Genomic DNA, 16,742 nt, shown 5'->3' on the forward strand with positions numbered 1-16,742 from the left:
TCGTCCGTGGAGGGCGTGCGCACCGGTCTGCCGGGCCGAACCGGGTGCCGTCGGTCAGCGTCTGACGATCCGGTCGAGGACGGTGGCTATGCCGGACTTGACCGCGTCGCGGTGGTGGAGGGGTTCCGCGGGCATTTCGCTGGTGGGGCGCACGCCCCGGTCGGCAAGGATGTAGAGCAGGCGCAGGGTGCGCAGGCAGTTGCTGATGTGAGCGGGCACTGGGGTGCTGATGCGGTCGGCCCCGAAGCGGTCGGCGATCGGATCCAGCCAGCCGACGGCGTCGCGTTCGCTCAGGTCGGTGCGGGTGAGAACCCGGGCGATCGCCCGGGCCAGGCGGTCGTCCTCCATCTGGTCGTAGACGTGGTCGGTGGGCGCCATCAGCCGCGCGGCGGCGAGGTCCAGCATCCGCACCGGCGCCACCTCGGGGTGGCGACCGAAGCCGGCAAGCAGGTCCGCGCCGTGCGCCACGGCGTGAAGCCAGCCGAGCGTCTCGTCGTGTCCACGCAGGTCCTGCTCCGCCGGGTACCAGCGCTCGAACGCCTCCACCCAGCCGGCCTTGAAGTCCCCCGCGGCCACCAGCATGTCGAGCACGAGGGGCGCGAAGGTGCGGGCCTCGACCCGCGGATCGGTGAACCGGGTGGCCATCTCGTCCCCCAGCTCCAGCCTCCGGGACGTCTCGATCGCCCCGCGGGCGATCCAGGTCGCGAGGACGGTGTAGGGCGCGCCGTCCCGGACCAGTGGATCGGGATCTGCCAGGGCACGGGACAGCTCGCGAACGAGGTCGTCCATGGGCCGGTCAGCGGGCACGGCACAGTCGGCGGCCTCGACGCTCTTCCAGTCGGTCATGACGGGCAGATTAGGTCCTTGCCGTTGCCGCACGCCTGCGAATTATGTCCAGGTATCCATCTCGACCCGTCAACTGCCCGACCAGAGGCAGCAGTTCCGGCTTCTGCATCACCCTGCCCACCGAAGCCGGAAAGAGTGATGCGCAGCGGCCCGGTCCAGCGCGCGATCGCCGAAGGTCCGCGACCGGCCGAAGCCAGACCACCGGCCACGCGGCGGTCGGAACATCGGAACGAAAGCCGGCGCCAAGCCCCGGGCGCCGTCCACGGAAGCGTGATGCCGCCCGCGCGGCGCATCCGGGTTCCGGCATCCCGCCGTCGACCGCCTTGCCGCCCTCGCGGTTCCACAGTCATTGATAAAGAAACCTTGCTAAAGGAATCTTTCTAAAGATACCTTTAGATGGTGAGTGGAGACCAAGCCGATCAGGCACGCGAAGCATGTAAAACCCGTGAGCCCCACGAGCAGCGCACCGGCGTGCCGGATACGCCGGTGCGGGAGACCGTGCTCAGCGACCCCCGCGCATTGCGCGCGTACGCGCACCCCACGAGGATGCGGCTCGTCGGAATGCTGCGCCGGGAGGGACCCTCCACGGCCACCAGGGCCGCCGAGCTGATCGGCGAGTCCGTCGCCAGCTGCTCCTACCACCTGCGCATGCTCGCCAAGTACGGGCTGGTCGAGCAGGCCGGCGGTGGGCAGGGCCGGGAGAAGCCGTGGCGGGCCGTCGCCAAGTACACGTCGTGGCCGGCGCACTCCGACGATACGGCCGTGGACGAGGCGGCGGTGGCGCTGAGCACAACGGTGGCCGAGCTGTACTTCGAACGCCTGACGCGTGCCATGGAACAGCGTCATCGGCTGCCGCGCGAGTGGCGGGAGGCGGAGGAGTTCGGCGATCACCAGTTGTATCTGACCGCCGACGAACTGGTCGAGCTGCGCGAGCGGATCAGGGAACTACTGGGGGCGTACGACGGGCGCAACGACGATCCGGCGCTGCGGCCCGAGGGCGCGCGCATCGTGGAGTTCCTGCGGATCGCCCACGTGGCTCCCGAGGACGCGTTGTGAAGCGGCCTCGAGCGCTGATACCCGCGCTGCTGCGGGACCGGGCGTTCCGGCGGTACTGGACGGGACAGGCAGTCTCGCTGGCGGGGGACCAGATATCACTGATCGCCATCCCGCTCGCCGCCGTGCTCGTCCTGGGGGCGGACGCGGCGGAGATGGGCTGGCTGAAGGCCGTCGAGCTGCTGCCCGCGCTGCTGTTCAACCTTCCGGCGGGGGCCTGGGCCGACCGGTGCGGGCGGCGCAGGGACGTCATGATCGCCACCGATCTGGCACGAGCCGTGCTGCTGGTCTCGCTCCCGGTGGCGTACGCGCTGGACGCCCTCACGCTCTGGCAGCTGTACGGCGTGGCCTTCGGGATCGGTGCGCTGACGGTGCTGTTCGAGGTGTGCAACGCGACACTGTTCGTGTCGCTGGTGCCGACCGAGCAGTTCGTGGAGGGTAATTCCCTGGTCAACGGCAGCCGCTCGATGGCCTGGCTCGCGGGTCCCGGTGCGGGCGGCGTGCTTGTGCAGATCCTGACCGCGCCCGTGGCGCTGCTCGCGGACGCACTCACGTACGTCGTCTCGGCCGGGCAGCTCGCGCGCGTCCGGTCCATGGAGCCGCCGCCAGTCGAGCGGGCCAAGGGACACTTCACGGCGGGGATGCGCTGGGTGTTCCGGGAGCCCTCGATGCGCGCGATGTTCATTGCGTCGGGCAATGTGCAGTTCTTCAACTACATCTTCCACACCCTCTTCGTGCTTTACGCGACACGTCACCTGGGCCTCAGTGCAGGCATGTTCGGAGCCGTGCTCAGTGTCGCGGCGGTGGGTGGGCTGATCGGGGCGGCGATCAGCGGGGCGGTCGTCCGGACGATCGGCGTCGGGCCGTCCATCGTCGCGGGCTTCGCCCTCTTCACCGTGCCGCTGATGCTGGTGCCGCTCGCGGGCGGGGCATTGCCGGTGGTGCTCGGGACGCTCTTCGTCGCCGAGTTCGTCTCCTGCGTCGGCGTGATGTTCGTCGACATCGCGGCCGGTTCGCTCCAGATGGCGCTCATACCCGACGCGCTGCGCTCTCGCGTGACGGGCGCCTACCGAACTCTGAACCATGGCTTCCGGCCCCTCGGAGCCCTGGCGGGCGGGGCGCTGGGGGAGGCGGCCGGGCTGCGGACCGCACTGTGGGTGGGCACGACCGGGGCGGTGCTGAGCGTGGTGTGGATCCTGTGCTCCCCGGTGGCCGGGATCCGAAAGCTACCAACTCGTACTGCCGCGTCAGGCAACGATCGCCCTGTTGTGACGTGACGCGCCGCATGGGTCCTACAGGGGGCCGGTGCGGGGTCGGACCTCTTCGGGGCGGGGTGGTCGGCCCGGGCCGAGCGCGGGCCCAGCAGCGGGTGCATGTTGTGATCAGTGTCGGCTTCAGCGAGAAGACGTGATCACGCAAAGGCCGCCCCACTGTCCGGTGAACGGCGAAGCCCGTGGCCAATGGGCCTACCACGGGCGGAGGTTGAACGCCGAGCTCAGACGCGGGGGCGTCTCACCTCGTCGCGGCCAGAGCGGTGGCAGCAGGCCGAGCAGGGGGATGTGACCACTTTCGTCACCGCCCCGCCGGCTCTGGACGCCAAGGGGAACTCCATCCCGTCTCGATGGCGCTGTCCGGCGACGGCATCGTCGTCTCCGTCGCCCCGGCAAATGGTCAGGCCGTCTCCTATCCGGTCCTGCTCGACCCGGGCTACGGCTACGGCGACATCACTTCCGCGGAGCGCAACTACTGCTTCTGGAACCCGTACAACTGCTCCGTCGCATGGGACCGGGCCAACACCGCGTTCAAGAAGGCGCAGGAGCTCTACCCCGACCGCACCCTGTTCCAGGGCACGGGTGACGCGTTTCGGCACTGCTCCTGGAACGCGCTGATGGAAATCCGCCTCTCCACCAAAGACGCCTACGAGATCGCCACGCGTCACGAGTCCACCTCCCGGGGCAACGACAAGGAGATGGACCAGCGCAACAGCTCCATCGGCCGTCAGCTCGGCCGTGACAACACCGGCAAGGCGAGTGCGGGCATCCGCAGCAGGGATGCCTGCAAGAACGGGACGAGCCGTGGGAAGCTGTGGATCACCAAGAGCGGCAAGCTCGTGAGGAGCAACGCATGACATCCGCGCTCAGCCGGCGAGTAGTGCCCGTCCTTCTCCTCCTCCAGGTCACCTACCTCGCCCTGATGAACGTAGCGTTCACCGTTCTCCCGCCGGACACGGCGGAACTCGACCACACCGACGCCCCGGCCGTGGACGCGATGCTCTACGTCGCCGTCACGCTCGGAGTCGTGGTCGCGCTGGCGGGTGCGGCGGCGCTGCTCGGGCTGGAGAAGGCACGCACCCGCAGCCCGCGGGCCCTGCGCGTCGTCTGGCTGACGGTCGTCGGACTGGGACAGGTCGCCATCGCCGCGAAGGCGCTGGTCACCGTCCTCGGCCAGAATCCCGGCCCGGACACCGTGATCGGCTCGGGCATGGTGGCGGTCGCCTTGTGCGTCGCCGCGGCCTGCGCGGTCGAGGTGCGCAGTGCGTTCCACGTGATGGGACGCAACGCGCACGCCTGAGGCTGCCGGCCTGAGGAGCGTGGCGCCCCCTGGTACGACCGGGGGCGCCACATCTCGTTGTTCTCCCCCGCGGCTGAGCGGCCATCCATTTTCCGGACACCGGTTGTGGGTGTTTTCCATGCCGCGAGCTTCATCTCCACGTATTCGGCATGAACTTCGGCCGGGGACTTGTAGCCGAGGCCCGCTGGGCCCGCGGACCGTACGCATGGCCGGTCGGTGAGGGCAGACGGCTCAGTCCGGCAGCACGGGAAGCAGCTCCGGAAGGTGTCCGTCGGACGCGGCAGCCGCCGCCACCCGCTCCTGCGGCACTTCCCCGTACAGCGTCGTACGCGGCTTCGCCGGGCGGCCCGCGAGTTCCGCGATCGCCACGAGGTCCTGGATGGAACGGTACGAGCCGTAACCGGAGCCCGCCATCCGGGAGATGGTCTCCTCCATCAGCGTGCCGCCCAGGTCGTTGGCGCCCGAGCGCAGCATCTCGGCCGCGCCCTCCGTGCCGAGCTTCACCCAGCTGGTCTGGATGTTGGTGATGTGCGGGTGGAGCAGGAGCCGGGCCATGGCGGTGACGGCGCGGTTGTCGCGGTCGGTCGGGCCGGGGCGGGCGATGCCTGCCAGGTAGACCGGGGCGTTGGTGTGGATGAAGGGAAGGGTGACGAACTCCGTGAAGCCGCCGGTCTCCTGCTGGAGGTTCGCCAGGGTCCTCAGGTGGCCGAGCCAGTGGCGGGGCTGGTCGACGTGGCCGTACATCATCGTCGACGACGATCGCAGGCCCACCTCGTGGGCGGTCCTGATGACCTCCAGCCAGGTCGCCGTGGGCAGCTTGCCCTTGGTGAGGACCCAGCGGACCTCGTCGTCCAGGATCTCGGCCGCCGTACCGGGGATCGAACCGAGCCCGGCCTCCTTCGCGGCGATCAGCCAGTCGCGGATGGACATGCCGGTGCGGGTCGCCCCGTTGACGACCTCCATCGGGGAGAAGGCGTGCACATGCATGCCGGGTACGCGTTCCTTCACCGCCCGCGCGATGTCGAAATACGCGGTGCCGGGCAGGTCCGGGTGGATGCCGCCCTGCATGCAGACCTCGACCGCGCCGACGTCCCACGCCTGCGCGGCCCGGTCGGCGACCTGGTCCAGGGAGAGGGTGTACGCGTCGGCGTCGGTGCGCCGCTGGGCGAAGGCGCAGAAGCGGCAGCCGGTGTAGCAGACGTTGGTGAAGTTGATGTTCCTGGTGACGATGTACGTGACGTCGTCACCGACCACGTCGCGGCGCAGCGTGTCCGCGATCCGGCACAGTTCGTCGAGCGCCGGGCCGTCCGCGTGGAGCAGGGCGAGCGCCTGGTCGTCGGTGAGTCCCGTCGGATCGTCGGCGGCCTGGCCGAGCGCCTGGCGTACGTCGGCGTCGATGCGGGACGGGACCATGCCGGGGGCCGCCGCCTCACGCAGCGCCTCCCAGTCCCCGTACACCTCGTCGAAGTCCTCGCGGCGGTCGCCGGTGCGGCCCTCCGTGTCGATGGTGCGGTGCAGATCGGTGCGGCCGGTGGCGCCGAACTCCTCGTCGGGCTCCTGCCAGGGCAGGCCGACGGGGATCGCGCCCTCCTTCGCGAGACCCGTCTCCGGGTCGGCGAGGGCGCGGACGTGCGGGAGCAGGCGGGGGTCGAGCCAGGGCTCGCCGCGCTGGATGAACTCCGGGTAGATGGTGAGGCGTTCGCGGAGCGTGAAGCCGGACTCGGCTGTCCTGGCGGCCAGTTCGTCGATGTGGGGCCAGGGGCGTTCGGGGTTCACATGGTCGGGGGTGAGCGGGGAGACGCCGCCCCAGTCGTCGATGCCCGCGCCGATGAGCAGCGCGTACTCGGCGTCGACGAGGTTCGGCGGGGCCTGGATGCGGGCGGACGGGCCGAGGATGTGCCGGGCCACGGCGATGGCCGCGGCCAGTTCCTCCAGCTCGGCGTCCGGCATGCCGCGCATCGCGGTGTCCGGCTTGGCACGGAAGTTCTGGACGATGACTTCCTGGATGCCGTGGTAGGCGCGGGCGGTCTTGCGCAGCTCGAAGAGGGAGTCGGCGCGCTCCTCGTACGATTCGCCGATCCCGATCAGGATGCCGGTCGTGAACGGGACGTTGGAGCGGCCCGCGTCTTCGAGGACGCGCAGGCGTACGGCCGGTTCCTTGTCCGGGGAGCCGTGGTGCGGGCCGCCCGGTTCGGACCACAGGCGGGTCGCCGTCGTCTCCAGCATCATGCCCATGGAGGGGGCGACGGGCTTGAGCCGCTGGAGGTCGGTCCAGGTCAGCACGCCCGGGTTGAGGTGCGGGAGGAGGCCGGTCTCCTCCAGGACGCGGATCGCCATGGCGCGTACGTACGCGAGGGTGTCGTCGTACCCCTCGGCCTCCAGCCACTCCCGCGCCTCGGGCCAGCGGTCCTCGGGCCGGTCGCCGAGGGTGAACAGCGCTTCCTTGCAGCCCATGGCCGCGCCCTTGCGGGCGATGTCCAGCACCTCGTCGGGCGACAGGAACATCCCGTGGCCCGCGCGCCGGAGCTTGCCGGGGACGGTGACGAAGGTGCAGTAGTGGCACTTGTCGCGGCAGAGCCGGGTCAGCGGGATGAAGACCTTGCGGGAGTACGTGATGACACCAGGCCGGCCGGCGGCTTCGAGGCCGGCGTCACGCACCCGGGCGGCCGAGGCTGCGAGATCCGTCAGATCGTCACCTCGCGCCTGGAGCAGCACGGCGGCCTCGGTCACATCGAGAGCGACACCGTCGCGGGCCCGCTTGAGGGCGCGCCGCATGGAATTGGTGGTCGGACGTCCGCGCTGAGGATCGGTCATGAAGCGAGCATACGAGCGAGGCGCACGCCCCGGACCAGGGCCTCCGCCAGGCGTGACCGTGGCCGCCGGGCATGACCGGGGCCGGGGGAAACCGTCGCCGCCCATACGGGCGCCCCGCACGAGGCAGCTGGCGGTCCACCGGTCGGCGCGGCCGCGAACTGACCGACGGTGCCGAGGCCGCCGCACAGGCCGGCGTCGTGATCCTCACCGTGCCGGACGTCGTCGTCACCCACGACCGCCGCATGCGAGCCCGCTTCACCGGCAACCACCTGGAGCTGAGCGCAGGGCGCATCACACAGCCGGTCACTCGCCAGGAGACTGACCCGCGGCTGCCCGTCGCGCGCGACCGGCTGTGACGGCGGCCTCGCTCAGGTCGGCAGCCTGACAATCCCGTCCGCGCCGGACGTCGTCCCGGACCGACTGCTGCCGGGCAGCCGTGGGTGTCAGATGGCGGGGCCGTCTTCGTAGGTGTAGATGCTCCAGGGGTAGCTGCCGCCGAGGGTGTTGACCGCGATGGTGATGCCCTGTCCGGCGGGGTGGGGCGGGGCGGTGGCGCTGATCTGCTGGTCGGAGATGGCGGTGAAAGGGACGGGGGTGCCGTCGAAGGTGACCTCGTGGGTGGTGGCGAGGTTGGTGCCGGTGATGGTGACGTCGGTGCCGCCGCCGGTGGGTCCGGCGGCGGGGCTGACACCGGTCAGGGCGGGTACGTTGAGGTAGGTGAAGGTGAGGCCGCCTGCGCTGCCGCCGGGGGTGAGGACGGTGACTGGTACCGGGCCGGGGGCCGGGACGCCGGGGATGCCGAGGGTGATGGCGGTGTCGGTCACCGACTGGATGACGGCCTGCCTTGTCGGGCCGAAGCGCACCGCCGTGGCGCCGGAAAGGTTGACTCCGGTGATGACCGCGGTGCCTCCACCTCCGAGCGGGCCCATGGCGGGGCCCGCGCCGCCGTAGGGGTTGCTGATGGTGGTGATGCCGGTCAGGAGGGGGGCGGGGCGGTAGTAGAAGGTGCCGAGAACGCCGGTGCCCCCGGGAGTGGTGGCCGTGACCGGAACCGCGCCCGATCCGGGTGGGATTCTCACGGTGACCGAGGTCGCGGTGCTGGCCAGGATGGTGGCGGCGGTGTCGCCGAATCGCACGGCGGTGACCGGGGCCAGGTTGTGGCCCCGGATGGTCAGGATGATGCCGCCGGCGGCGGGGCCTTGGTCGGGTACGAGGGTCAGGGGGACCACGCTGACGGTGTTGTCGGTGGTGTTCGTTACGTACAGGCGGGTCCCGTCCGGGGAGATGGCTGCACCCGTGGGACCGTTGCCCACGGGGATGGTGCCGGCGGCGGTGTTGGTGGTGACGTCGAGCACGGTGACGGTGTCGGCGCTCAAGTCGGCCACGTAGGCGGTAACCCCGTCCGGGCTCATGGCCACGACGCGGGGTGTGATGACAGGGATGGTGGCGGTCACCGTGTTACTGGCCGTGTCGATCACGTTGACGGCGTTCTCGCCGGCAGTGCTGACGTAGGCGCGGGAGCCGTCCGGGGTGAAGGCGACCAGCACCGGTACGTCGCCGACGAGGATGCTGCCGGTCACGGTGTTGGTGACGGTGTCGATCACGCTGACGGTGCCGTCGCCGGTGTTGGCAACATAGCCGCGGGTGCCGTCGGGGGAGATGGCGACGCCGACAGGACCGGCGCCGACCGTCAAGGTGGCGGTGACGGTGTCGGTGGCCGTGTTGATCACGCTGAGGGTGTTGACGTTCTGGCTGGTGACGTAGGCGCGGTTGCCGTCCGGGCCGACCGCGACGCCGACAGCTCCGGCGCCAACCGCGATGGTTGCCGTGATGGTGCCGGCGGCGGTGTCGATCACGTCGACAGCGCCGTCGTCGAACAGGGTCAGGTAGGCGCGCGTACCGTCCGGCGAGAAGGCCAGAAGTGTCGGCCCGCCGGCGGCGGCTATGGTCGCGGTGACGGTCTCGGTGGCGGTGTCGATCACACTGACGGTGTTTGACGCGCGGTTCGCAACGTAGGCACGTGCCCCGTCCGGGGTCAGTGTCACTCCGAGCGGGGAGCCGCCGACGGGGATGGTGGCTCCTGATGGCGGCAGTAGCAGAGCTGCGCTTTGCCGCGACACGGTTTCGGTTGCCAGAAGCGGATGGGGCCGGGGCAGAACGGGCATGGGGATGCCTTTCTGAGCACGTATCGGGGAACCAGAGGCCAGGCTCCGGGCGCAGAGCAGGGCCCAAGGCACGAGTGATGCCGCTGTGGGCTTCGCCTGCTGCAGTGCGGCCGGCTGCTGCAAGGCGGGCTGGTGTTGTCTCGGCGGTCCCCGGAAGCTCCCGCTACAACGCAAGAGAACCGATGCAACCCGCCCTCCAGCACGATTTCCCCGGCACGGGATGGGCGGCCCACCGGTTCCACTACTCAGAGTGATGCATAATGTCAAATAGGTGACAAGGAACGGCCTCGCAGAATCACCCATTCAGCCCAGCGAACGACGTTGGCGTTCGACAGCCTCGGCCGGCCACCGGCTTTCACCCCCATCTCACCGCCGGGCATCGGCTGGACCGCGATCACCGCCGCGGTTGATATTGGCGGTGTGCGTTGCTTTTCGGCGAGAACCACCAGGACCCCCCTGAACACGCCCCTTCCCCTGCCCGGGGTGGCCCGGCCCGCTCCACGGCCGGGCCACCCCATCCGTATCCGCGCGGCCCGATAATCGCTGGATCCGGCCCGGGCGCATTGTTACGGTCACCTCGACCACGGTGTCGACCGTCGCCGAACCATGGGCGCCTGCCCTGGAAAGAAGTTGATGTATGCCCCGGCCAGTAGTTCCGAGCTTCCCTCGTCGCGCCTCCATCCGCGCCGGGGCCATCGGAGCTGCGTGCATGCGCACGCCCGCGGCATCGCGCTGACCCGCGTTCCCTGACCGGTACGCGTTTCCGTCTCGTCAATACGTGATCCCGGCTGACGACTCACGCCTCTGAGGCCCCGCCCCCGAGGGCTGCTCGGTACTTCCCTGCTGCATTGCTCATCCTCTTCGGCAAGGAGAAAACCGGGTGTCCACCGACAACCCCAAGAACCGTTCGACCAAGTCCTCCGCCAACGGCGCCGGCGCCTGTCTGAGGACCGACACCTTCACCTGCCTGCGGTGCGGGCTGACCGTCGCCACGCTCGCGCCCGACGGCAGCCGTCGCAACCACTGCCCCAGTTGCCTGCACTCGCAGCACTGCCTCGACCACGTCGAGGGCGGACCGTCCGACTGCGGGGCGCGTATGACCCCGATCTCCATCGCGGTGCTCCGCACCGGTGGCTGGATGGTCATCCACCGCTGCACCCGCTGCGACGAGCTGACCTCGAACCCGGTCTGCGGAGACGACAACCAGCTGATCCTGATGCGGATGGCCGTACGTCCTCTGGCTCAACCGCCCTTCCCGCTCGAAGCGTTCGGTGACCTGTGAATCGCCGACGACGACCGCGGGACGGACGGAGATCCGAACATGCCACGACGTAGACCCCGGCGATCAACACACCGCCCACAGAGACGAAAGGATGTCCTGCACGGACCGGGCGGCGCTCACGGCGATGCGTTCCGTTGTGTCGGCTGCCGGCTCGACGTGCCGCTGACCGCACCGGGCACCGCCCATCGCAATCACTGCCCGCACTGCCTGACCAGCCTCCACGTGGACCAGCGGATACCGGGTGACCGGGCGTCCGGCTGCCGCGGGCGGATGACGGCGCTGAGCCTGTCCGTCCGGCAGGACGGGGAGTGGTTGATCATCCATGAGTGCCTGACCTGCGGCGAGCTCAGCGCCAACCGCATCGCGGGGGACGACAACGCCCTCGCACTGCTGCGGATGGCCGTACGCCCGTTGTCGGACACCTTCATCCCCGTACGAGCACTGCTCACGCTGTGACACGGGGCGGCCGGTCCTCGCCGCGTGCGCGGCAGGGACCGGCCGCCGGGATGCCGCCGCTCCGCGCCCCTCGTCGGGCACGAAGCCCCCGTTCCCCGGAGCAGATCGCGCGGGCTGTCACGCGATGGCCGGGGGGTGAGGAACATCGGAACGAAAACCGTCGACGACGTCGAGGCCCTCCTGGATCTCCCGCTGGAGGTCGCGGCACCCGGAGGCTTCACCTCATTCCGGGAGTCCTGCGGTGGCCACCAGCGACGCCGAAGGGAAGCTCAGAGGCTGTCCAGTTGGTTACAGCCCGACCGGGTTGAGGTAGGTGGCCGGGTGGGTGGCGCCGTCCTGCTTGAGGATCTGGCCGCCAAACGGCCACTTCAGGGTGAAGTGCTCCGTCTCGTTCGGCGGGGTGACCAGGAACTCCGCCGGAACGAACTTCTCCTTCTGCGGCGTGGACTTGGCCACCGGGAGCAGGATGATGCTGAAGTCCACCGTGTCCCCCTGCTTCAGGATCATCTTTTCGGGCTTTTTGGAGGAGCGCACCAGCGACCAGGTGCCGTCGGTCTTCTGAGCGCCGATCATGTCGACACCGGCGAAGCCGGACAGGGTGCAGGTGCGCTTGCTCCGGTTGGTGAACCAGACGTACGCCTGGGTCTGCTTCTCGGTCTGCTCCATCTCCGGCTTCGCGTCATCCCCCATGGCGAAGCCGGCCTTCAGGTCGGCGGTGTGGCAGCGGGTCGGCTCGGCCCCGGCGGGGGCGGCCGAGGCCGGGATGGCGGTAGCGGCAGTGCCGGCGACGACGACGGCGGCAAGGGCTACGGCGGTCAGCTTGCTCTTCATGAAGTTCCGGGTTCCCCTCGAATACGAATCGGCGCGCGAAGTCAGCGCGCGCCTACGCACCTGAAGATGTGCAATGCCCGGGAGTGGTTCGGTGTGCCGGAGAACCTTTTTCCGACAGCCAGGCTCCCAACTGTGGCCGCGTACGAGAACTCATGCGGTGCGGGCCGTTGCAGCGTCGTGGGGAGGACCCCGCAACGGCCCGCGACCTCGCTCAGCGTCCAATCCAGCACAGCGGGACCGATGGCAGCGTGCGATGTCCGTACCCGACCTGAGCATCACGCTGAGCTACGTGAGGCCGGTGCCCTACGGACGTCGCGCGACGAAGACGAACTCCCTGCCCGGCCTGTCAGGAGCGTCGCGTACGTCCTCGACCACGTATCCCTGCGCGGTCAGCTCGGCCTCGACCTCCTGTTGCCCACGGAAACGCAACGTGGAATCCGACGTCAGCACCTGCCCGTCCGCGCCGAATACATACGTCCAGCGGAACGTCACCAGCGGCTCGCTCACCTCGATCAACTGCACCCAGCTCTCGACGTCGCCGACGTCCGGGATCTCCGTCACTGTGTACGAAGCCTCACGGTTCCACTCTTCCCAGGCGCGTCTGGCCGGGTCCCGGGTCTCGAAGACCAGATGCCCGCCGGGCCGCAGTGCTTCGTAAGCCCCTCGCAGGGTCTTCCGCCACGTCTGTGGATCGGCGATGGCCTGGGCAACGTTCGCTGTCATGGTCACCAGGTCAACCCTCAGCGGCGGGAGCGTCGTCGCATCACCACAGATCCAGCGCACGCGCTCGCTGCCTGGCTTGCCGCGCGCCACGCCGACGGATGCCTGGGCGGGATCGACGCCAACTACCTCGACCCCGCGATCGGCCAGCAGGAGCGCGAACACGCCTGTCCCGCAGCCGATGTCCAGCACCCGACGCGCTTCGAACTCATCCGTCATGTGGACGTACGCGTCGAGATCGCTGCGGTCAGGGTCGAGTGGGTCATAGATCGCGGCGAGGCGTGGATGCCCGAAACACTCGTCAGCCATGCGGCCGAACGTATGGGCAGCTGGGTGTGGACGCTACGCAATTTCCAGCAGTGCCGGTATCCCCATCAGTGACGTTCTCCGGTCGATCACCTGGATGGAGCGAGTTCAGATGACGGACCTCAGCCGTCTGGTCGACGACCCAGCCGCGTGAGCCCCGATCCACAAGCTCGCGGGGACGACGTGCCCTCGGACACCCGATCCGGCGTCGGACGGCACCGCCCCCACACGACCGGAGAGATTGTGCGGGGCATCGGACCGCCCAGGCCGGGCCAGGCACCCGAGGGCGCGAGGGAACCCGCCCACCCGCAACGGACCACGCCCCCGGAGACGTGCCGCCGAACGGGACGAGAAAGCGGCAACCCAGCGCATCCAACACCGTTCGGGATGCGCCCAGTACACATCGGTGGGTCCAGGACTCACTCATGCACACTGGCTAGGAACGGTCAGGGCTGCGCCAGGTAACCCGCGAGGGTGCCACGGGTACGCCGAAGGTCGTCGAGTCGCTCGTCCATGGCGGCCACCTCCCCTTCCAGGATGGCCCGCAGGTCCGCACACCAGTCGAATCCCGGCTGCTCGCCCCTGGTGCACGGCAGCACGGAACGAATCACCTCGGTGGAAAGTCCCGCGTTCAGCAAGGCCCGAACCTGCCGCACCGTGACCACCGACTCCTCGTCGTAGTCGCGGTACCCGTTCGCACCGCGCCTGGCATCGAGCAGGCCCTGCGCCTCGTAGTACCGCAGCAACCGCGCGCTGACCCCGGTACGCCGGGACAACTCCCCGATCAGCATGCGCCTTCCCCCGTCTCAGCTTGACCTTGCCATCGATGTGAAGCCTTAACGTCACCCCAAGAGCCGGCATTCCGCGCGATCGCCGGGGCCGTGGCCGTGGCCGGATAGCTGCGCCAAGGGTGCGCCCGCCCCAGGTTGTTTCAGGCGGTGCCCGCGCTGTTCACGCATGTCACTGCGATCCGAGGGAAAGCCATGAACTCCCCCCTGCTCACGCCCTACCGCAGCACCGCGCTCCACCTGCCCAACCGGACAGCCATGGCGCCGATGACCCGCGCCCGCGCCGACGACACCACCGGCGTCCCGACACCGATCATGACGGAGTACTACACCCAGCGTGCCGCCGCCGGCCTCATCGTCAGCGAAGGCATCTGGCCGCACCCCCTCGGCAAGGGAGGCCCCGGCGTCCCCGGCCTGACCGAGTCGGCTCATGTCGAAGGCTGGCGTCGGCTGACTCGGGCCGTGCACGCCGCCGGCGGCCGCATCTTCGCCCAGTTGTGGCACGTGGGCCGCGTCAGCCACCCCGACCTCCTCGGCGGCGAGCAGCCGGTCGCTCCGTCAGCCGTGGCGATCTCGCACGGCCAGATCTTCACCGCCGCCGGCCCGAAGGATTACGTCGCCCCCCATGAACTGTCCGCAGCCGAGACCGCCGAGACCGTCCGGTCCCACGCGACGGCCGCACGCAACGCGATCGACGCCGGTTTCGACGGGGTCGAGATCAACGGCGCCTACGGCTACCTCATCGCCCAGTTCCTGTCCGACAACGCAAACCTGCGCACCGACGGCTACTCCGACCGGGTCCGCTTCGCGATCGAGGTGGTCGAAGCCGTCGCAGCCACGATCGGAGCGGACCGCACCGGGCTGCGCATCTCCCCCGGCAACCCGCTCCTCGACATCGTCGAGTCCGATCCGGCCCCGCGCTACCACCGGCTGCTGGACGCGCTGGACGGAATGGGACTGGCGTACCTGCACGTGGTGCAGTCCGGAAAGTACGCCGCCCTGGAGGACCTGCGCCCCCGCTGGAACGGAACCGTCGTGGCCACCTGCGACGGCCCCGAGCCCGGAGGCCGGGGACAGGCCGAAAGGACGCTGCGTGCCGGTCTTGCCGACGTCTACGCCTTCGGGCGGCTGTTCCTGGCCAATCCGGACCTGCCACAACGCATCGCCTCGGACGCCCCGCTCAATCCGATGCGCACGACCGGCATGTACGGAGGCGGCGCGGAAGGGTATGTGGACTACCCCCGCCTCAGCGACGGGGCGGGACGCGGCCGAACCGGGGTCTCGCCCGCGCGGTGATCGGTACCCCCGGTGCGCCGGCAGGAACGGGACACGGGGGTCACGGGCGAGGTGTCGGCCAGTCCTGGGTGTCCGCCCACGCCGCGTACGAGGTCCAGGGGACGGTGGGGAACTGCGTACGCAATGCCTCCAGGTCCACCTGGTAACCGGTGTCCGCCAGAAAGCTGTACATGGCGAACATGTCGGGGCTGGTGGTGCACAGGTCCGCCAGCGGCGTCTGCCGGAACGCGACCTTTCCGCCCGCGGCCCGTCCGATCTCCTCCGCCATCCGGACCGGCGTGGGATCGTCGCCCGCCACCTCGATCCGCTGCCCGATCCAGCGGTCCGGATCGGCCACGACCGCGGCCACGACCCGGCCCAGGTCCTGCCGTGCCACCTGCTGGAGCGGGGTGTCGCCGGGAAGCGGCATGGTGAGGAGACCGGCGGCGACCTCGTCCAGCGCGCCCAGCGCGTTGTCGTAGAAGTAGGTCGGTGCCACCACCGTCGCCGGAAGTCCGGAGCCTGCGAGCAGTTCCTCGGTCCTGGCCTTGGTCTCGAAGTGCGGGATGCCGGTGGCGCGGTCCGCACTGGCGACGGAGGCCAGCACCAGATGCGGCAGTGCGGCGTCCTCGGCGGCCCGCACGATTGCCGCTCCCTGGGCCACCTCCGCTTCCAGACCGTCCTGGAACGGCGTGGTCACGGCGAACGCGGCCGTCGTGCCCCGGAACGCCTCGGCGAGCGAGCCCGCGTCGAACAGGTTGCCGGGGACGACCTCCGCTCCGGCCGCCGCCAACGCCCTGGCACGCCCGCTGCCGGGATCACGCACCACGGCGCGCACGGCACGCCCCGCCTCCAACAGAGCGGCGGCCACCGCGCCGCCCTGGCCACCGGTCGCTCCGAGTACCGCGATGGACATGAGGTCTCCCTGGTCGACGGATATGGGTCCATGCTGAGCAGCGGCGGCCGGACCCGCCACCGGGAGGGTCCCGGGTGGTGGGCGTCGGCCCTGCCGCGTATCCGTCTCAATGATGACCGGCAAACAACTCGGCCCGGACCGTCTTGCCCACGACCCGGTCGGTGATTCCCCAGGACGTGGCCAGCGCCTCGACCAGGTGCAGGCCGTACCCGGACTCCGCGTCGGCCCGGAGGCGGCGCTGCTCCGAGGAACAGTTGCGGAAGCTCCTGCACATTGGTCGCCTCCGGACGGCACAAATTCAGCTGATGCCGCTTGATCGCACCGAACAGCCAAGCCTGGACGGCCCGGTCACACCGGTCACGCCCAAGGGCAAGCAGCACGTGGCCCACCTGGAGATCCACACGCATCCAAGGCTGATCAACGATCTCGAGGCGCGCCAGGGCTGAGCGCGGCCCGATCCGCCTGGCACACCTGGTCCCGCACCGGATCGCGACAGCCGCGACCCGGTGCGCCGCGACCCGGTCGACCGCGACGCGGCGGCCCCCGACGTAAAGGCTTTAAAGGCTTTGGGAAGAAGGAACTTCCCAACCAAACCCCTCCCCCGGCCTCAGCCAGAGGCCCGTCACCCACACGGGTGAGGTTTGCCAACTGAGCTGGATTTCACAGCGGTTGGCTGGCATATGCTCGCCGCGACAACCGCAAACATACGTCGGCCCCCG

17 protein-coding genes are annotated in these 16,742 nt (G+C 69.8%); 9 read left to right on the top strand and 8 right to left on the bottom strand.

Features of this window, described 5'->3' with window-relative positions; translation table 11 throughout:
- Window positions 1-54: 54 nt before the first annotated feature.
- A complete protein-coding gene (locus IEZ15_RS19550) occupies window positions 55-846 on the bottom strand; it encodes a DUF2785 domain-containing protein (protein ID WP_189278449.1) in 792 nt (263 codons plus the stop codon).
- Between the two features lie 471 nt (window positions 847-1,317).
- On the opposite strand from IEZ15_RS19550, the gene IEZ15_RS19555 reads away from it, so the two are divergent.
- The 4 genes from IEZ15_RS19555 (at window position 1,318) to IEZ15_RS19570 (ending at window position 4,470) form a co-directional block, all read left to right on the top strand.
- On the top strand, window positions 1,318-1,902 hold the full coding sequence (locus tag IEZ15_RS19555; protein ID WP_229845978.1) for a helix-turn-helix domain-containing protein: 585 nt from the start codon (window positions 1,318-1,320) through the stop codon (window positions 1,900-1,902).
- Complete coding sequence (locus tag IEZ15_RS19560; protein ID WP_189278453.1) at window positions 1,899-3,176, top strand: MFS transporter; 1,278 nt, start codon at window positions 1,899-1,901, stop codon at window positions 3,174-3,176. Before IEZ15_RS19555 ends, IEZ15_RS19560 begins: the two co-directional genes overlap by 4 nt.
- A 344-nt stretch (window positions 3,177-3,520) precedes the next feature.
- Window positions 3,521-4,027 (top strand): DUF6973 domain-containing protein, encoded by a 507-nt coding sequence (locus IEZ15_RS19565; protein ID WP_189278455.1) that lies wholly within the window; start codon window positions 3,521-3,523, stop codon window positions 4,025-4,027.
- Window positions 4,024-4,470, top strand: a complete 447-nt coding sequence (locus IEZ15_RS19570) for a hypothetical protein (protein ID WP_189278457.1) — start codon at window positions 4,024-4,026, stop codon at window positions 4,468-4,470. Before IEZ15_RS19565 ends, IEZ15_RS19570 begins: the two co-directional genes overlap by 4 nt.
- Window positions 4,471-4,701: 231 nt before the next feature.
- Here the strand turns inward: IEZ15_RS19570 and IEZ15_RS19575 are convergent, their stop codons facing one another.
- On the bottom strand, window positions 4,702-7,284 hold the full coding sequence (locus IEZ15_RS19575) for a bifunctional FO biosynthesis protein CofGH (RefSeq protein WP_189278458.1): 2,583 nt from the start codon (window positions 7,282-7,284) through the stop codon (window positions 4,702-4,704).
- A gap of 71 nt (window positions 7,285-7,355) precedes the next feature.
- Between IEZ15_RS19575 and IEZ15_RS19580 the strand changes: the two genes are divergently transcribed.
- Complete coding sequence (locus IEZ15_RS19580) at window positions 7,356-7,640, top strand: hypothetical protein (RefSeq protein WP_189278560.1); 285 nt, start codon at window positions 7,356-7,358, stop codon at window positions 7,638-7,640.
- Window positions 7,641-7,727: 87 nt separating this feature from the next.
- Here the strand turns inward: IEZ15_RS19580 and IEZ15_RS19585 are convergent, their stop codons facing one another.
- Window positions 7,728-9,266, bottom strand: a complete 1,539-nt coding sequence (locus IEZ15_RS19585; protein WP_229845979.1) for an IPT/TIG domain-containing protein — start codon at window positions 9,264-9,266, stop codon at window positions 7,728-7,730.
- A 1,063-nt stretch (window positions 9,267-10,329) separates the two neighbouring features.
- Here IEZ15_RS19585 and IEZ15_RS19590 point away from each other — a divergent pair.
- Entirely contained in the window at window positions 10,330-10,731 is a 402-nt protein-coding gene (locus tag IEZ15_RS19590; protein ID WP_189278462.1) for an RNHCP domain-containing protein, read from the top strand.
- A gap of 39 nt (window positions 10,732-10,770) precedes the next feature.
- Window positions 10,771-11,187, top strand: coding sequence for an RNHCP domain-containing protein (locus IEZ15_RS19595; RefSeq protein WP_189278464.1), 417 nt, complete (start codon window positions 10,771-10,773; stop codon window positions 11,185-11,187).
- Between the two features lie 288 nt (window positions 11,188-11,475).
- Here IEZ15_RS19595 and IEZ15_RS19600 read toward each other — a convergent pair whose 3' ends face one another.
- From IEZ15_RS19600 to IEZ15_RS19610, 3 genes are all read right to left on the bottom strand, one after another.
- Window positions 11,476-12,018, bottom strand: coding sequence for a DUF4232 domain-containing protein (locus IEZ15_RS19600; protein ID WP_189278466.1), 543 nt, complete (start codon window positions 12,016-12,018; stop codon window positions 11,476-11,478).
- A 303-nt stretch (window positions 12,019-12,321) separates the two neighbouring features.
- Window positions 12,322-13,047 (bottom strand): class I SAM-dependent methyltransferase, encoded by a 726-nt coding sequence (locus IEZ15_RS19605; RefSeq protein WP_189278468.1) that lies wholly within the window; start codon window positions 13,045-13,047, stop codon window positions 12,322-12,324.
- A 443-nt stretch (window positions 13,048-13,490) separates the two neighbouring features.
- Entirely contained in the window at window positions 13,491-13,835 is a 345-nt protein-coding gene (locus IEZ15_RS19610; RefSeq protein ID WP_189278470.1) for a MerR family transcriptional regulator, read from the bottom strand.
- 192 nt (window positions 13,836-14,027) lie between these two features.
- Between IEZ15_RS19610 and IEZ15_RS19615 the strand changes: the two genes are divergently transcribed.
- Window positions 14,028-15,128: an alkene reductase gene (locus IEZ15_RS19615; RefSeq protein WP_189278471.1), complete on the top strand. Its 1,101-nt coding sequence runs from the start codon at window positions 14,028-14,030 to the stop codon at window positions 15,126-15,128.
- A gap of 40 nt (window positions 15,129-15,168) precedes the next feature.
- On the opposite strand, the gene IEZ15_RS19620 is transcribed toward IEZ15_RS19615, so the two are convergent.
- Both IEZ15_RS19620 and IEZ15_RS19625 read right to left on the bottom strand, forming a co-directional pair.
- Window positions 15,169-16,023, bottom strand: coding sequence for an NmrA family NAD(P)-binding protein (locus IEZ15_RS19620; RefSeq protein ID WP_189278474.1), 855 nt, complete (start codon window positions 16,021-16,023; stop codon window positions 15,169-15,171).
- A 106-nt stretch (window positions 16,024-16,129) separates the two neighbouring features.
- Window positions 16,130-16,297, bottom strand: coding sequence for an ATP-binding protein (locus IEZ15_RS19625; protein WP_373302586.1), 168 nt, complete (start codon window positions 16,295-16,297; stop codon window positions 16,130-16,132).
- Here IEZ15_RS19625 and IEZ15_RS19630 point away from each other — a divergent pair.
- On the top strand, window positions 16,278-16,469 hold the full coding sequence (locus tag IEZ15_RS19630; protein ID WP_373302587.1) for a hypothetical protein: 192 nt from the start codon (window positions 16,278-16,280) through the stop codon (window positions 16,467-16,469). The genes IEZ15_RS19625 and IEZ15_RS19630 overlap by 20 nt on opposite strands.
- Window positions 16,470-16,742 lie beyond the last annotated feature (273 nt).

This window comes from Streptomyces atratus, assembly GCF_014648655.1.
Classification (GTDB): Bacteria; Actinomycetota; Actinomycetes; order Streptomycetales; family Streptomycetaceae; genus Streptomyces; species Streptomyces atratus.

Excerpts from the sequence above, each read along its gene's own strand:
- IEZ15_RS19550 (WP_189278449.1), bottom strand. The coding sequence starts at position 846 with ATGACCGACTGGAAGAGCGTCGAGGCCGCCGACTGTGCCGTGCCCGCT.
- IEZ15_RS19565 (WP_189278455.1), top strand. The coding sequence starts at position 3,521 with ATGGCGCTGTCCGGCGACGGCATCGTCGTCTCCGTCGCCCCGGCAAAT.
- IEZ15_RS19570 (WP_189278457.1), top strand. The coding sequence starts at position 4,024 with ATGACATCCGCGCTCAGCCGGCGAGTAGTGCCCGTCCTTCTCCTCCTC.
- IEZ15_RS19575 (WP_189278458.1), bottom strand. The coding sequence starts at position 7,284 with ATGACCGATCCTCAGCGCGGACGTCCGACCACCAATTCCATGCGGCGC.
- IEZ15_RS19580 (WP_189278560.1), top strand. The coding sequence starts at position 7,356 with ATGACCGGGGCCGGGGGAAACCGTCGCCGCCCATACGGGCGCCCCGCA.
- IEZ15_RS19595 (WP_189278464.1), top strand. The coding sequence starts at position 10,771 with ATGCCACGACGTAGACCCCGGCGATCAACACACCGCCCACAGAGACGA.
- IEZ15_RS19600 (WP_189278466.1), bottom strand. The coding sequence starts at position 12,018 with ATGAAGAGCAAGCTGACCGCCGTAGCCCTTGCCGCCGTCGTCGTCGCC.
- IEZ15_RS19605 (WP_189278468.1), bottom strand. The coding sequence starts at position 13,047 with ATGGCTGACGAGTGTTTCGGGCATCCACGCCTCGCCGCGATCTATGAC.
- IEZ15_RS19610 (WP_189278470.1), bottom strand. The coding sequence starts at position 13,835 with ATGCTGATCGGGGAGTTGTCCCGGCGTACCGGGGTCAGCGCGCGGTTG.
- IEZ15_RS19615 (WP_189278471.1), top strand. The coding sequence starts at position 14,028 with ATGAACTCCCCCCTGCTCACGCCCTACCGCAGCACCGCGCTCCACCTG.
- IEZ15_RS19620 (WP_189278474.1), bottom strand. The coding sequence starts at position 16,023 with ATGTCCATCGCGGTACTCGGAGCGACCGGTGGCCAGGGCGGCGCGGTG.
- IEZ15_RS19625 (WP_373302586.1), bottom strand. The coding sequence starts at position 16,297 with ATGTGCAGGAGCTTCCGCAACTGTTCCTCGGAGCAGCGCCGCCTCCGG.